This window comes from Roseibium marinum (assembly GCF_002906165.1).
In the GTDB taxonomy this organism is placed as follows: Bacteria; Pseudomonadota; Alphaproteobacteria; order Rhizobiales; family Stappiaceae; genus Roseibium; species Roseibium marinum.
The window spans coordinates 1-13,969 of record NZ_PPCN01000012.1 but is presented as its reverse complement, the minus strand read 5'-3'; the positions used below and the strand labels follow the sequence as shown (position 1 = coordinate 13,969).

The window sequence follows — 13,969 nt, the reverse complement described above, 5'->3', positions numbered from 1 at the left end:
AAGGACAGGCTTTCCGGCGTACGGATCGGGAATGCCGCCAGGACTCCAGTGAATGACAAGGTTGAAAAAGGGTCACGCCGTAGTCGCATCGGATGTTATCGGCTGGCGCGAAGTCGTCAGTCTGCCGGAGCTGGGCGTTTTCGACATGCGGGCCAAGATCGATACCGGAGCGCGCACGTCGGCGCTCCACGCGGAGGATCAGGAGATCTTCGAACGGAACGGGGCGAAGTGGGTCCGGTTCCGGGTACCCGCTTCCCGCCACCATGCGGATTTCAAGGTCGAGGTGCCGGTTCTGGATGAGCGGGATATCAAGAATACCAGCGGTGTTCCAGAGCGCCGGATCGTGATCAGAACCGTGCTGCACCTTGGAAGCCACCACTGGCATGTGGACGTTTCGCTGGCGAACCGCGCCAATATGGGCTTCGACATGATCCTCGGGCGCACGGCCATCCGGCGGCACAAGGTTCTGGTGGATGCGGGCCGGTCTTTCCTGGCCGGCAAACCCGCGTTGGCGACAAAACACTGACCGTCATTTGCTGGCGTGCAAACAAGGCCGCCAGGAAAAGATTCCGGGACCGGCCGGCATGACCGAGTTGAACCAAGAGGACCGAATTCAATGAAAATCGTAATGATGGCACGGAATCCCGATCTCTATTCACACAGGCGTCTCAAGGAAGCCGCGGAGGCACTCGGGCATGAACTGGTGACCGTCAATACGCTGCGATGCTACATGAACATCGCCTCACGGCGGCCCGAGATGTACTACAACGGCGAAAAGCTGACCGGTTTCGACGCGGTGATTCCGAGGATCGGGGCTTCCATCACTTTCTACGGTCTTGCGGTTCTGCGGCAGTTCGAAATGATGGGTGTCTATCCCTTGAACGAATCGGTCGCGATCGGCCGGTCGCGCGACAAGCTGCGCTCCACGCAGTTGCTGGCGCGCGACGGGATCGGTCTTCCGGTGACCACATTCGCCCACGACCCCAAGATGACGGAAGAAGTTCTGCGCACCGCCGGCGGCGCGCCGGTGGTGATCAAGCTGCTGGAAGGAACGCAGGGGATCGGGGTGGTTCTTGCGGATACGGAACGGTCGGCAAAATCCGTGATCGAGGCCTTCCGGGGCGCCAACGTCAACATTCTGGTGCAGGAATTCATCAAGGAAGCCGGCGGAACCGATATCCGTGCGCTCGTTGTCGGCGGCAAGGTCATCGCGGCAATGAAACGCACGGGCGCGGAGGGGGAATTCCGGTCCAACCTGCATCGCGGCGGCAGCGCCGCGGCTATCAAGATCTCTCCGGAAGAACGCTCGACGGCCATCCGGGCGGCCAAATCCATGGGTCTCAACGTGTGCGGCGTCGACATGCTGCGCTCCAATCACGGACCGGTGGTGATGGAAGTCAACTCCTCACCCGGTCTGGAAGGCGTGGAGAAGGCGACCGGCATCGATGTGGCCGGGAAGATCATCACTTTTCTTGCCAAGAATGCCGAGGTGGGGAAAACCAAAACAAAGGGACGCGGCTAAGTCAGCCTGCCTCCGTCTCCCCGAATGTTGTGCAAGAAATGAGAGTGTGAGACATGCAGGCCAGTTCATTCCACATTGGTGAACATGTCGTGGCGCCGGGAACCCGGCGCACGGTGGATTTGCCGGTAAGTGTTCTTTCCGACCACACGCCGGTGACCATGTCGGTGCATGTGCTGCACGGCCGGCGGCCTGGACCGGTGATGTTCGTCAGCGCGGCGGTCCATGGCGACGAAGTGATCGGTGTGGAGATTGCAAGACGGCTCCTGAAGGCGCCCCAGCTTGACGCGCCGGAACTGGAGAAGTTCAAGGGTACCTTGATGGTCGTGCCGATCGTCAATGCCTTCGGTTTTCTCAACCATTCCCGCTATCTGCCGGACCGCCGCGATCTGAACCGGTCTTTCCCCGGCAGCCTCAAGGGATCATTGGCGGGGCGTCTGGCCAACCTGTTCATGACAGAGATCGTCAACCGCGCCGACTATGGAATCGACCTGCATTCCGCGGCGGTTCACCGTACGAACCTGCCGCAAATCCGGGTTTCGCCGTCCCAACCCGAAACCCTGGTCCTTGCGAAGGCCTTCGGTGCTCCGGTCATCCTGACATCCAAGGTCCGCGAGGGCTCGATGCGCGAAGCCGCCCAGTCCAAGGGCAAGGATGTTCTGGTGTTCGAGGCGGGTGAAGGGCTGCGTTTCGACGAAATGTCCATCCGCGCCGGTGTTTCCGGTATCTTGCGGGTGATGCGGACGGTGAAGATGCTCGGTCCGAAAGGCATTACCAGGCCGAAAGTCCGCTCCATCCTGACCACATCCAGCTATTGGGTCCGATCTCCGGCAGGCGGCCTGCTCAGACCGTTCAAGTCGACCGGCGATGTCGTGGAACCGCAGATGCTGCTCGGCATCGTGTCGGACCCGTTCGGCGAGAGTGAGCGCAATGTTGTCGCGGAGTACGGCGGGCTGATCGTCGGACGCTCAATTTTGCCGGTCGTCAACGAAGGCGACGGCCTGTTTCATATTGCCGATGTCAGCGAGAAATACGATGCCGAGCTGACCCTTGACAGTCTCGCCTCGCAGCTTGAAGCTGATCCCTTGTTCGATGAGGATGAAATCATCTAGACTGAACCCAAGCCGCGTTCATCGGCGTGCCTTTTTCTCACTGCCCGGAGCCATGAGGTTCCTATCAACCGCGGTTGGTATTGATGCGATTGATCTGATTTTGCCCTCTGGTTTCATCCGCCATTGCGCATTATGATCGAGCCATCGCTCCTGGTGTTCGGAATTCCCGGGAAGATCTTCCCAAAAACTGCAGGTCCAGTTTCATGAACCAGATGGTCACTCCGAAATTCGGTGTTGGCGCTCCATTGCGCCGTAAGGAAGACGAGCCGCTCCTGACAGGGCACGGCATCTATACGGGCGATTATACGCCGCAAGGGTGCCTGCACGGATATGTCCTGCGTTCGGCCATGGCGCACGCGAAGATAAGCCTCGGCAATGTGGAAGACATTCGCGCGATGGACGGTGTGCGTCTCGTGCTGACCGGCGCGGAACTCGCCGGCAAATCCATGCCCTGCCTGGGGCGGCCCAAGCAGATCGACGGGACGAACTTTCCGATCCCCGAGCAGCCGGTCCTGTGTTCGGATACTGTGCGCTATGTGGGCGATTCGATCGCCTTCGTTGTCGCCGACAATCTCGATACAGCACGCAACGCGGCTGAAATGCTGGAAGTCGACTACGATCCGCTGGATGCGGTTGTCGGCATAGAAAACGCGCTCGCTCCCGGCGCGGTGAAGGTCTGGCCCGAATTCGACTCCAACGTCTCCTTCACTTTCGGTCAGGGCGATGAGGCAAAGACGAACGAGGCCTTCGCGGTGGCCGACAAGGTCGTCTCCATCGATCTGGTCAATAACCGCATCGTCGCCAACTATATGGAATTGCGCGGCTGTGTCGCCGAGTTCAGTTCCGAAAGCGGCCGCTTCAAGCTGACCCTGGGAACCCAGGGCGGCCACGGCATGCGCGACACCATTTGCGGCATTCTGGATCTGCCCAAAGAAGACCTGCAGGTGATCACGCCGGAAGTCGGGGGCGGTTTCGGCACGAAGGGGTTCTGCTACCGCGAATATCCGCTGACCATGATCGCCGCGAAGGAACTCGGCCATCCGGTGCGCTGGGCGGGGGACCGCATGGATCACTTCGTCACCGATGCCCACGGCCGCGACAATCTCAGCCATGCCGAGCTGGCTCTCGACCGCGAGGGCCGGATCCTGGGGCTGAAGGTGGACGTCAAGGCGGCCATGGGTGCCTATCTGCACCAGTTCGGTCCGTTCATTCCCTTTGTAGGCACGTCCATGTCCTCAGGCCTTTATGACATTCCCGCCGTGTTCGCGAAGGTGGAAGGCGTCTACATGCATACGGTGCCGACGGACGCCTTTCGCGGGGCAGGACGGCCGGAAGCCGCCTATCTCATCGAAAGGCTGATTGAAAAGGCCGGTGAGGAAACCGGGCTCGGCCCGGTGGAAATCCGCAAGCGCAATTTCATCCGGCCGGAGCAGTTGCCCTATACGACCGGGACCGGCCGCATGTATGACACGGGCGATTTCGCGGGCCATCTGGACAAGGCCCTGGAGGTTGCCGACTGGGCGGGTTTCAGGGCGCGCCAGGAAGCCAGCATTGCTGCGGGAAAATACCGCGGCATCGGAATCTGCTCCTATGTCGAGGCCTGCGCCTTTCCCGGCAGCGAGGAAGCGACGCTTGAACTCGACGCGGGAGGCAGCCTGACACTGCTGATCGGCACCCAGACCAACGGCCAGGGGCACGCAACGGCCTACAGTCAGGTCGTCGCGGAGCAGTTCGGCGTTTCCATCGACGATATCGAGGTCATTCAGGGCGATACCGACCGGGTGCGCAAGGGCGGCGGCACGGGGGGCTCGCGTTCGATCCCGATCGGCCTGCCGTCGGTGCGCGACGCCAGCGTGGCACTGGTCAAGAAGGTCAAGGAACTGGCCGCCGACAAGCTGGAAGCCGGGATCGAGGATCTTGAACTGGAAAGCGGTGTCGTGCGGGTCGTGGGAACCGACCAGCAGGTGACGCTGGCCGAGATCGTGGCGTCGGCTGGCGAAACGCTGAAGGCCAGCGAAGAGGTCCGCCAGAACGAAGCCACCTATCCCAACGGCACGCATATCTGCGAGGTGGAGATCGATCCGGAGACCGGCGATGTCTTGGTTGAGAACTATGTCATCGTCGACGATTTCGGGGTCACCGTGAACCCGATCCTGCTCGCCGGTCAGGTTTACGGCGGCACAGTCTCGGCGATCAGTCAGGCGCTTTGCGAACACACGGTCTACGATGACGAGGGTCAGCTCCTGACGGCGTCTTTGCTGGATTATCAGATGATCCGCGCGGGCGATCTGCCGGACATCCATTTCGAGACCCGCAATATTCCCTCCACGACCAACGCCATGGGCATCAAGGGGGCTGGAGAAGCCGGATCCATCGGCGGCTGCGCCTCCGTGATGAATGCGGTTCAGATGGCCCTCAAGGAGGGAGCCGGCGTTACCGAAGTGATCGACATGCCCGCGACCCCGCTTCGGGTCTGGGACGCGATCCAGGGGGCAGGCTAGGTTTACCCGTTTGTCCTCTGGGCTCGTGCTTCGCCTGGCCGGGGCGACAACGATGAGAACAAACTTTTGTCAGCAATCCGAGGCCGGCGCTGGACGCCGGCCTTTTTCTGCGCTGAGAAACGTTTGGCGAAAGGAGAAGATCCGCCCGCGAGCAAGTCCTGACCGGGTACTCCTGCCAGTCGCCCGGGTGTTTATCCGCGCGTGAATAGACTCGCGCGAATGTGTCTGTGGTTTGTTTCAATTATACGTTTGAAATGGCGGGTTCTTGCCGCAATCTGAGCTATCCCTGTCGTGTGTGGCGCGATTCACCTCTTTCCAGAAACAGGATCCTCCCTGTGTTCAAGTCCTTCTTTCCAAGACCCCACCTGTTTTTTACCTCCGCCGTCATCTGGTCCCTGGCCGCCGTTCTTGCATGGTACGGCTTTGCCGACGACCTCGGCGGACCGCTCGGTTTCGGCACCATGCCGGAGGACGTATTGCCGCCGGTCGGCCTGAGGTTCTTCATCACGCCGGGCTTCCTGTGGTTTTACGTCTATTACGCGGTTTGTACGGGGATCTTTTGCGGGGTCTGGTCGCTCCTGGCGCGGAACCACCCCTGGCGGCTGTGGTCGGTCTGGGGATCCGCGCTGATCATCTTCACGACCTATTTTTCCGTGCAGGTCTCGGTGGCGATCAACAACTGGCGGCGGCCGTTCGGCGACACGCTGCAAAATGCCCTGCAGGGGGACAAGGGCGTTACCGCGGGAGATTTCTACTCGCTGATGCTGAGCTTCGCGGAAATCGTTTCGCTGAGCGTGACGCTTTATATCGTGACGCGGTTTTTCGTCAGTCACTACATCTTCCGCTGGCGCACCGCGATGAACGATTATTACGTCAGCAAATGGTCCAATGTGCGCCACATCGAAGGGGCCTCGCAGCGTATTCAGGAAGATACGATGCGCTTCGCGCTGATCATGGAAGGGCTGGGCGTCTCCATGATCGATGCGGTCATGACCCTGATCGCCTTCCTGCCGGTCCTGTTCGCCCTGTCCGGCTATGTGCAGACCCTGCCGATCATCGGGGTAATTCCGGCGCCGCTGTTCACGATGGCTATCTTGTGGTCGCTGTTCGGCACGGTTCTTCTGGCGGTGGTCGGTATCAAGCTGCCGGGGCTGGAGTTCCACAACCAGCGCGTCGAGGCGGCCTACCGCAAGGAACTCGTCTATGGCGAGGATCACGAGGACCGGGCGCAGCCCGCGACGCTCGCGCAGCTGTTCTCCAATGTGCGGCGGAACTATTTCCGCCTTTATTTCCATTATCTTTATTTCAACCTCACCCGCAGCGTCTACCTTCAGGCCGATAACCTGTTCACCTATTTCCTTCTCGTTCCAACCATGGTAGCCGGTACCATCACCTATGGCATCGTCCAGCAGATCCTGACCGCTTTCGGGCAGGTGTCCTCCTCGTTTCAATATCTGGTCAATTCCTGGACAACGATCATCGAATTGCTCTCCATCTACAAACGCCTGAAAGGCTTCGAGGTCTCCATCGCCGAACGGGAAAGCCTGTTTTCACGCGGTGCGGATGGCCCGGTTTCCGGGCCGGTGGACGGGGCATAAACCAGGGACGCCGATCCGGCGTTACCCCACCTGATCCTCGCGGTTCTGCGGTCCGACGCACCGCGTGAGACTTCTGTCTGCGCCGGGCCGCGGAAGATCTGCATGACGCTTAGGAGCGTATTGTCCCGCTTTTCGGGCCCGCCCGCGCAGGCCGGCATGACCCGGCACGCCCCCCTGATCGGTATCACCCTGAAACTGGCCTCGACCATCGCCTTTTTCACGATGGCGACCGCCCTGAAGATTGCCGCCGAAACCGTGCCCATCGGCGAACTGGTCTTCGCGCGCAACTTCTTCGGCCTGTTTCCGGTTCTGCTGATGGTCGCCATGCGCGGGGAACTGGTGCTGGCCTTTCAGACGAAAAACCCGAAAGGGCATTTGACCCGCGCGACCGTCGGCCTTTCCGCGATGGTGTGCTCGTTCACCGCTCTTTACCTGCTGCCGTTGCCGGACGCCACGGCCATCGGCTTCGCCACGCCGCTTTTCGTGGTTGTGCTGGCGTTTTTCCTGCTGGGGGAACCGGTGCGGATCTATCGCTGGAGCGCCGTCGTCGTCGGGTTTCTCGGCATTCTTGTGGTGCTGTCGCCGCATCTGGGCGAGAAGGAACTGGACAATGCCTCCACGCTCGGCGCGCTGCTGGGGACGGCGGGCGCCGGATTTGGCGCGCTTGCCATGATCACCGTGCGCAAACTGTGCGAGACGGAACGGACCTCGACCATCGTCACCTGGTTCGCCGGGTCGGCGACCGTCCTGTCGCTGCTGACCCTGCCGCTGGGTCTTGTCCTGCCGGATCTTGCCTGGGTCGTCCCCGATGCGGCGACGGCCGGCCTGCTGCTCCTGATCGGGCTCGCCGGGGGCGTCGGCCAGATCCTGCTCACCCAGAGCTACCGGTTCGCGGATGCCTCGACCATCGCCCCCTTCGACTATGTCAACATGCTGTGGGCGATCATCGTCGGCTGGCTGATCTTTTCCGAGATGCCGGTTCCCGAAGTGGTGATCGGCGCACTCATCGTCATCGCCGCCGGCGTGTTCGTCATCTACCGCGAACACAAACTCGGCATCGACCGCACCAAGGCCCGCCGGGCGTCGTCACCGTCGAAATCCTGATTTTTCCCGTTCGGAAAGACTTCAATCCGCAAGCGCTGTCCCGGCCTTGAGCCGGGGCCTTTCCCGAACAGGCCCCGGCGCAAGGCCGGGGCACCTGATGCTTTGAATTCCTTGTCTACTACGGCTTGTACAGGAAAGTTTCGACGGCGCTTTTGGTGCCGTCCGGGAAGATCAGCTGCACGCTGATGGACTGGGTCGATCCATCGGGCCGTTCCAGATAGGGCTTTTCCTTGAGGACGGCGTTCGGGCTGTCCGGGTCGCAGGAATCCAGTTCCCAGACCTGGTCCATCGGGCCGCCGTTCAGGCCGTAGAATACGTAGTCGATGCCGCATTTCCACGCTTCCAGATGGGTGAAATAGATCAGCTCCTGGCCCTGCCAGTCGCGGAAGGCGACCCAGTTGGCCTTTGTCAGATCGAGGATCTGCTTGATCTGCTCCGGCGGCATGCCCTGGGCGGTTGCCGGAAGCGGCAGGAAAGTGAGGCCCAATATGAGGGCGGCGGATTTCAAAATGCGCATGGGATGTCTCCTGATGAAGGGAGCGTTGCAAAAATCATCCTGGCGGTCTGTCTTCTCAGCCCGGCGGGATGTCTCAAAAAGCCTTGAACGTAATGATCGTTTTCGTGTCCTGAATGCCGTCGATGGGATGCACCTTTTCATTGACGAAATGGCCGATATCGGCACCGTCCTCAATGTAGAACTTTACCAGAAGATCATAATCGCCGCTGGTGGAATAGACCTCGGATGCAATCTCCGCGTCGGCGATCGCGTTGGCGACCTGGTAGGTCTTGCCAAGCTGGCATTTGATCATCACGAAAAACGGGGTCATGCGGCGCTCCGGACATTGGGAGTAGAGCATCGTGCGTTCATGTGAACGCACGATGCTCTACCATTTCAAGATCGATCAGCGGTCGTTCATTCGGTTTCGATCGAACGACCGCTGATCCAAGTAAATTTCTGCACAAGGACATCGCCCATCTCGCTAGTCCAGTCAATCGTCTCCGCCTTCAATTGGCAATGCCTGGTGACGAGCGGGGACTTGCAAATTCGGGCGAGCCTTGTTAGCTGTCAGATATCTCATGGGGGTGCCCGGCAATAGTGCTTCGGGCTGAGAGGCGGCTGGCCAACTCCTTGAACCTGATCCGGCTTGTACCGGCGGAGGGATTTGAGATGATGACATTCAGGGCAGTTCGTCCACTTCATTTTAATCGTGATTCCGGCACATTCGCGGCCCTTCCAGGAGGTGCCTCATGAGCCTCACTGTCGCTGCGTCCACCGAGCTTCTTTCCGCCGGAACGGTTCACGAACTTTTGCTGCGGGTGCGCGAGAAGACGCCGCGCGTCCATACGATCACCAATGCGGTCGCCCAGAACTTCACCGCCAATGTGCTGCTGGCGCTCGGCGCGGTCCCGTCGATGACAATCGCCGAAGAGGAAGTCGCCGGCTTTGCCGGGAGCGCGGACGCGCTTTTGATCAATCTCGGCACGCTCGACGAGACACGGCGCGCTGCCATCCCGCTCGCCATCGAGGCGGCCAGGGCCGGCGGACATCCGGTCAGTATCGATCCCGTCTTCGTCAACCGGTCGCCGGTTCGCTGTGCCTATGCGACAGAACTTCTTGCCTGTGGACCGGATCTGGTGCGTCTGAACGCAGCGGAAATGGAGGCGCTGTTTCCCGGAAGGGCCGGCGTGGAAGAATTGATCGCGGCGGGAACGGTTTTCGCGGTGACCGGAGAAGAAGACAAGATCGAAAGCAGAAGCGGGGATTTCCGGCTCTCGAACGGACATCCGCTGATGGCGCGCGTCACGGCGACGGGATGCGCGGGCGGTGCGGTTCTTGCCGCCTTCGCGAGTGTCGAGACCGATAGGGCGCTTGCCGCCGCCTGTGGCCTGTCGGTGTTCAATATCGCCGGGGAAATCGCGGCCGCGCGCGCCTGCGGGCCGGGCACCTTGGTACCCGAGTTGCTCGATGCGCTCTATGCGATGAGCCTTACCGATATCGAGGCCCGGCTCAAAGCCGCCTGACGACAATTTCCAATTCAGTACAGTGAGGAGACGCCCATGACCGCGATCGCGGTGACAATTGCAGGGTCGGATTCCGGCGGAGGAGCCGGCATACAGGCCGACCTGAAGACCTTTTCCGCAATCGGTGTCTACGGCGCCAGCATTCTGACGGCCCTGACCGCGCAAAATACGCTCGGCGTGACCGCCATTCACGAGGTGCCGCCCGATTTCGTGCGGGCACAGATGGATGCGGTCTATTCGGACCTGAAGGTGAACGCGACCAAGATCGGCATGCTGTCGCGTGTCGATGTCATCGAGACGGTCGCCGAAGGTCTGGCGGCCCATGAGACCGGACCGGTGGTTCTGGATCCGGTGATGGTGGCCGCTTCCGGAGATCCGCTGCTTGCCGACAGTGCCGTCGACGGCCTGATGAGCGTGCTCGTGCCGCGCGCCGATGTGATCACGCCGAACCTCCATGAAGCCGCCCGTATGCTGGAAACTGGGGTGGCGGACAGCGAGACCGCCATGCGCGCCCAGGCCGAACGGCTGCTTGAGCGCGGGGCGAGGTCCGTATTGCTGAAAGGCGGACACGGCACGAGCGACGAAAGCGCGGACCTTTTCCTCAACCGGAGCGGAACCGAAATCTGGCTGCGGCAAAAGCGGATCGCCACGAACAACACCCACGGAACGGGCTGCACCCTGTCGTCCGCCATCGCCGCCGGACTGGCGCTGGGAAAAGACCTGGAAACCGCGATCAGGGACGCGAAAAACTATATCCACGCCGCTATCGCCGCCGCCGACCGGCTCGGCATCGGCGCGGGGCACGGGCCAGTCCATCATTTTCACGACGTCTGGAGCAAATGACATGTCCGACACACCTTCACACGCAACCAAGCTGATGAACCGCAGGGCGCTGCTCGGGGCTTCCGCCGCGGCCGGAACGGCGGTCCTGGCCGCGCCCGCCCTCGCGCAGGAAATGGTCACCGTCGAATGGAAGATGGTGACCTCCTGGCCGAAGAACCTGCCGGGACCCGGCGTGACCGCGCAGCGGATCGTCGACCGGGTCGGCGAAATGTCCGGCGGCCGGTTGCGCATCCGGCTTTATGCGGCGGGCGAACTGGTTCCGGCGCTCGGCGTGTTCGAGGCAGTTGCTGCCGGAACGGCCCAGATGGCCCACACGGCCTCGTTCTTCTGGCAGGGCAAGATCCCCGCGTCGGTCTATTTCACCGCGATCCCTTTCGGCCTTCTACCCCATGAACATATCGCCTGGATCGAGCAGGGCGGCGGGCAGGCGCTATGGGACGAGCTGTATGCACCCTTCGGCCTGAAACCGGTGATGGCGGGCAATACCGGCGTGCAGATGGGAGGCTGGTACAAGAGGGAGATCAACAGCCTCGCCGATCTCAAGGGGCTCAAGATCCGGATGCCGGGACTTGGGGGCGAGGTGATGCGCCGTCTCGGCGCGACACCGGTCAGCCTGCCGCCGGGCGAATTGTTCCAGGCGCTGCAGACCGGCGTTCTGGATGCGACCGAGTTTCTCGGGCCCTGGTCCGACCGGGCCATGGGCTTTCACAAGGCCGCCAAATCCTATTACACACCGGGCTTTCACGAACCGAACGGCACAGGGGAGGCGATCTTCAACCAGGTGGCTCTTGACGGTCTGCCCGGTGAGCTGCGGGCAATCGTTCTGGAGGCCTGCCGGGCGGAAAACGGCCGTGCCCTTGCCGAAAGCGACTGGCAGAACGCCGGCAGCCTGCAACTGCTTCAGGAAGAGGACGGCGTAACCGTCAGGCCCTATCCGGAGGATGTTCTGACCGCCCTGCGGGAAACCTCGGCTGTGGTTCTGGCTGAATTTGCCGAAAAAGACCCGCTCAGCTCGCGCATTCAGGAGAGTTATACCGCCGCGCTGGTCCGTCTGGCGCCGTGGAGCGATGTTGCCATGCGCCGCTTCATGGCCGCCCGCGACGGCTGATGCGGTTTGCGTATATTTTGCACCGTTTGACCAGGGCGATTTGCACTCGTGCCATCGCCTGTCAAATCGCAAGCCGACGACCCTACGCGGCAAGTTTTCCGGTTTGTTCGAAGCTGCTTTTTCGATGACCTGGATTGGTCGTGGGGTTTCTGTTTTGACGCGATGGGCTCCAGCGGAAACACAACGCCATGCGCGGCGATTCCTGAAAAAAACGCGTGTGGAGACAGGTGTATTTCCGGATGACCCTGGACGCTGGCTGTCAAGGGCTTGGTAAAATTTCCAATGTTTTGTCAAATACTTATGTAGATAACTTGGCATGTTCCCTTAGGAAATGTGTGACAAAGGCGCAACGACACGCGATTTAATTCCGTTAACGGAAACACCTTTTTAATCTGCCTATTTCCTAGGCAAATGAATGAAAGTGAGCCAGCGGCGTGACGCAATGTCTCCTAACAGCAGAAATATGCAGTTTTCCGTGTGCGCCGGGCCCTTCGGTGCCGGGAATTCCAGGGCATATTGCGGCGCAGTATGAGGGTGGCGCAAGCAGTCTGCTTTTATTATTGGGTTGAAACCAAAACCGGATCTTCGAAAACTCTCTCATCAGACATCTGGATTCATCCGGAGGCTAGAGGATGGGAGGAAACCACATGCCGAGCGCAAAGAAAAAAACGGTTCTATTTACGTCCACAGCAATCGCTCTCTCTATGGTTGCCGGCGCGGCACATGCCGGTGGGTTCGCGCTTCGCGAACAGAGCGCTTATTATCAGGGAATGTCGTTCGCCGGAAACGCGACGACCGGAGACACGATCTCCTCGATGTTCTGGAACCCGGCGACGCTGGTCGGTGCGGGTCAGGGACTGACGGTCGAATCCCATAGTTCTTTCATCGCGCCTGTTTCGGATATCGACGGAACGTTTACGCCTGGGGCGCTGACCACACTGAATGGCGCGACCACCAGCACGGCGCCCAGCGGGGACGTCGCGTCCGACGCCTGGATTCCGGCAAGCTATGCCGCGTACCGGTTCAACGATCAGGTGGTGTTCGGTCTGGGCATCAACGCTCCATTCGGTCTCAGCACCAAGCCTGAGCAGAACTGGGCGGGGCAGTATTATTCACGGTCGTCGGAAGTGTTTACCGTCAACGTTAACCCGGCAGTCGCCTATCAGGTGAACGACATGTTCGCGGTGGGCATCGGGGCCCAGCTACAGTACATGCAGGTGCGGCTGAAGTCCGCCTATGCTTTCTCGACCACCGCGGCAACGACCGAATTCAAGGGTGAGGGTTATGGTTTCGGCGTGACCGCCGGATTGACTTTCAAGCCCTGGGAAAGCACCGAATTCGGGCTCGGTTTCCGCTCGGCCGTCGCGAACGATCTCGACGGCTCCTACATCAATCCGGGTGGACGCTTCTTTGTGGCGGGTGTCGGGCTCGTGAACTTTGGCGGAAACAGCGCGGGCATCGACGCAACCGTCGTCACGCCCGAAACCGTTACCTTTTCCGCCAGCCATCGCGTCAACGAGAAGATCCGCCTTGCGGGTACGGTCGAGTGGACCAACTGGAGCCGGTTGAAGACCGTGCATCCTTCCGGCACGGGGACATCCACCACCAACCCGACGGGCCTTCCGGCCCTTGAGTTCAACTATGACGATGGCTGGTTCTTCTCCGTCGGCGGGGAATATGCCTGGAACGATCAGGTGACGCTACGTGCCGGCATCGGCTACGAGCTGTCGCCCATCGACGAGAAGATCCGCTCCACCCGCCTGCCGGACAATGACCGGCTGTGGCTGTCGGCGGGGCTTTCCTGGGCGCCGACAAAGCATCTGGCGTTCGATCTGGGGTATTCGCATCTCATTCCGGCCGATACGAAAATCGACATTTCCGGAAACCATCAGGACTACAACAGCAACGTCGGCACCTATAAGGGCGACGTCGACAGTCAGGTCAACATCATCTCCGCCGCGCTGCGTTACAAGTTCTGACCAGGGCGACCCTCTGCCAGTCCAAGAATAAAGGCCGGGACGGTTGTCCCGGCCTTCAGACTGCTGACAAACCCCTGGCGTTAGCCGTGGGTTTTTGATTCACTGGTTTCATGTTGAAGAAACCCGGCCCGGATCAGACAGCTCTCGAGATGGTGACGCTCGATCAGCTTGTCCCCACCGATC

The 13,969-nt window shown here is 60.7% G+C and carries 12 protein-coding genes and 1 riboswitch; of the genes, 10 read left to right on the top strand and 2 right to left on the bottom strand.

The window, feature by feature from the left end; genetic code table 11:
• The first annotated feature begins 52 nt into the window (after positions 1-52).
• The 6 genes from CLV41_RS22100 (at position 53) to CLV41_RS22075 (ending at position 7,834) form a co-directional block, all read left to right on the top strand.
• Positions 53-526 (top strand): ATP-dependent zinc protease family protein, encoded by a 474-nt coding sequence (locus tag CLV41_RS22100; RefSeq protein WP_103224654.1) that lies wholly within the window; start codon positions 53-55, stop codon positions 524-526.
• A gap of 90 nt (positions 527-616) precedes the next feature.
• Positions 617-1,522 carry a 30S ribosomal protein S6--L-glutamate ligase gene (gene rimK, locus CLV41_RS22095; RefSeq protein WP_103224653.1) on the top strand — a complete coding sequence of 302 codons (906 nt, stop codon included), beginning with the start codon at positions 617-619 and terminating at the stop codon, positions 1,520-1,522.
• Positions 1,523-1,575: 53 nt separating this feature from the next.
• Positions 1,576-2,631, top strand: a complete 1,056-nt coding sequence (locus tag CLV41_RS22090; protein WP_103224652.1) for a succinylglutamate desuccinylase/aspartoacylase family protein — start codon at positions 1,576-1,578, stop codon at positions 2,629-2,631.
• Between the two features lie 203 nt (positions 2,632-2,834).
• A complete protein-coding gene (locus CLV41_RS22085) occupies positions 2,835-5,132 on the top strand; it encodes a xanthine dehydrogenase family protein molybdopterin-binding subunit (RefSeq protein WP_103224651.1) in 2,298 nt (765 codons plus the stop codon).
• Positions 5,133-5,467: 335 nt separating this feature from the next.
• Positions 5,468-6,730 carry a peptide antibiotic transporter SbmA gene (gene sbmA, locus CLV41_RS22080; protein ID WP_103224650.1) on the top strand — a complete coding sequence of 421 codons (1,263 nt, stop codon included), beginning with the start codon at positions 5,468-5,470 and terminating at the stop codon, positions 6,728-6,730.
• A gap of 102 nt (positions 6,731-6,832) precedes the next feature.
• Complete coding sequence (locus CLV41_RS22075) at positions 6,833-7,834, top strand: DMT family transporter (protein WP_103224649.1); 1,002 nt, start codon at positions 6,833-6,835, stop codon at positions 7,832-7,834.
• A gap of 118 nt (positions 7,835-7,952) precedes the next feature.
• On the opposite strand, the gene CLV41_RS22070 is transcribed toward CLV41_RS22075, so the two are convergent.
• Complete coding sequence (locus tag CLV41_RS22070) at positions 7,953-8,351, bottom strand: hypothetical protein (RefSeq protein WP_103224648.1); 399 nt, start codon at positions 8,349-8,351, stop codon at positions 7,953-7,955.
• Between the two features lie 73 nt (positions 8,352-8,424).
• Positions 8,425-8,661, bottom strand: a complete 237-nt coding sequence (locus CLV41_RS22065; protein ID WP_103224784.1) for an Lrp/AsnC ligand binding domain-containing protein — start codon at positions 8,659-8,661, stop codon at positions 8,425-8,427.
• A 242-nt stretch (positions 8,662-8,903) separates the two neighbouring features.
• Positions 8,904-9,014: riboswitch (TPP riboswitch) on the top strand.
• A 68-nt stretch (positions 9,015-9,082) separates the two neighbouring features.
• Between CLV41_RS22065 and CLV41_RS22060 the strand changes: the two genes are divergently transcribed.
• From CLV41_RS22060 to CLV41_RS22045, 4 genes are all read left to right on the top strand, one after another.
• Positions 9,083-9,856: a hydroxyethylthiazole kinase gene (locus CLV41_RS22060; protein ID WP_103224647.1), complete on the top strand. Its 774-nt coding sequence runs from the start codon at positions 9,083-9,085 to the stop codon at positions 9,854-9,856.
• A 36-nt stretch (positions 9,857-9,892) separates the two neighbouring features.
• A complete protein-coding gene (gene thiD, locus CLV41_RS22055) occupies positions 9,893-10,699 on the top strand; it encodes a bifunctional hydroxymethylpyrimidine kinase/phosphomethylpyrimidine kinase (RefSeq protein WP_103224646.1) in 807 nt (268 codons plus the stop codon).
• Position 10,700: 1 nt separating this feature from the next.
• Positions 10,701-11,807 (top strand): TRAP transporter substrate-binding protein, encoded by a 1,107-nt coding sequence (locus CLV41_RS22050; RefSeq protein ID WP_103224645.1) that lies wholly within the window; start codon positions 10,701-10,703, stop codon positions 11,805-11,807.
• A 647-nt stretch (positions 11,808-12,454) separates the two neighbouring features.
• Positions 12,455-13,786, top strand: a complete 1,332-nt coding sequence (locus tag CLV41_RS22045; protein ID WP_170107288.1) for an OmpP1/FadL family transporter — start codon at positions 12,455-12,457, stop codon at positions 13,784-13,786.
• Positions 13,787-13,969 lie beyond the last annotated feature (183 nt).

Excerpts from the sequence above, each read along its gene's own strand:
- CLV41_RS22100 (WP_103224654.1), top strand. The coding sequence starts at position 53 with ATGACAAGGTTGAAAAAGGGTCACGCCGTAGTCGCATCGGATGTTATC.
- rimK (WP_103224653.1), top strand. The coding sequence starts at position 617 with ATGAAAATCGTAATGATGGCACGGAATCCCGATCTCTATTCACACAGG.
- CLV41_RS22090 (WP_103224652.1), top strand. The coding sequence starts at position 1,576 with ATGCAGGCCAGTTCATTCCACATTGGTGAACATGTCGTGGCGCCGGGA.
- CLV41_RS22085 (WP_103224651.1), top strand. The coding sequence starts at position 2,835 with ATGAACCAGATGGTCACTCCGAAATTCGGTGTTGGCGCTCCATTGCGC.
- CLV41_RS22075 (WP_103224649.1), top strand. The coding sequence starts at position 6,833 with ATGACGCTTAGGAGCGTATTGTCCCGCTTTTCGGGCCCGCCCGCGCAG.
- CLV41_RS22070 (WP_103224648.1), bottom strand. The coding sequence starts at position 8,351 with ATGCGCATTTTGAAATCCGCCGCCCTCATATTGGGCCTCACTTTCCTG.
- CLV41_RS22065 (WP_103224784.1), bottom strand. The coding sequence starts at position 8,661 with ATGACCCCGTTTTTCGTGATGATCAAATGCCAGCTTGGCAAGACCTAC.
- CLV41_RS22060 (WP_103224647.1), top strand. The coding sequence starts at position 9,083 with ATGAGCCTCACTGTCGCTGCGTCCACCGAGCTTCTTTCCGCCGGAACG.
- thiD (WP_103224646.1), top strand. The coding sequence starts at position 9,893 with ATGACCGCGATCGCGGTGACAATTGCAGGGTCGGATTCCGGCGGAGGA.
- CLV41_RS22050 (WP_103224645.1), top strand. The coding sequence starts at position 10,701 with ATGTCCGACACACCTTCACACGCAACCAAGCTGATGAACCGCAGGGCG.
- CLV41_RS22045 (WP_170107288.1), top strand. The coding sequence starts at position 12,455 with ATGCCGAGCGCAAAGAAAAAAACGGTTCTATTTACGTCCACAGCAATC.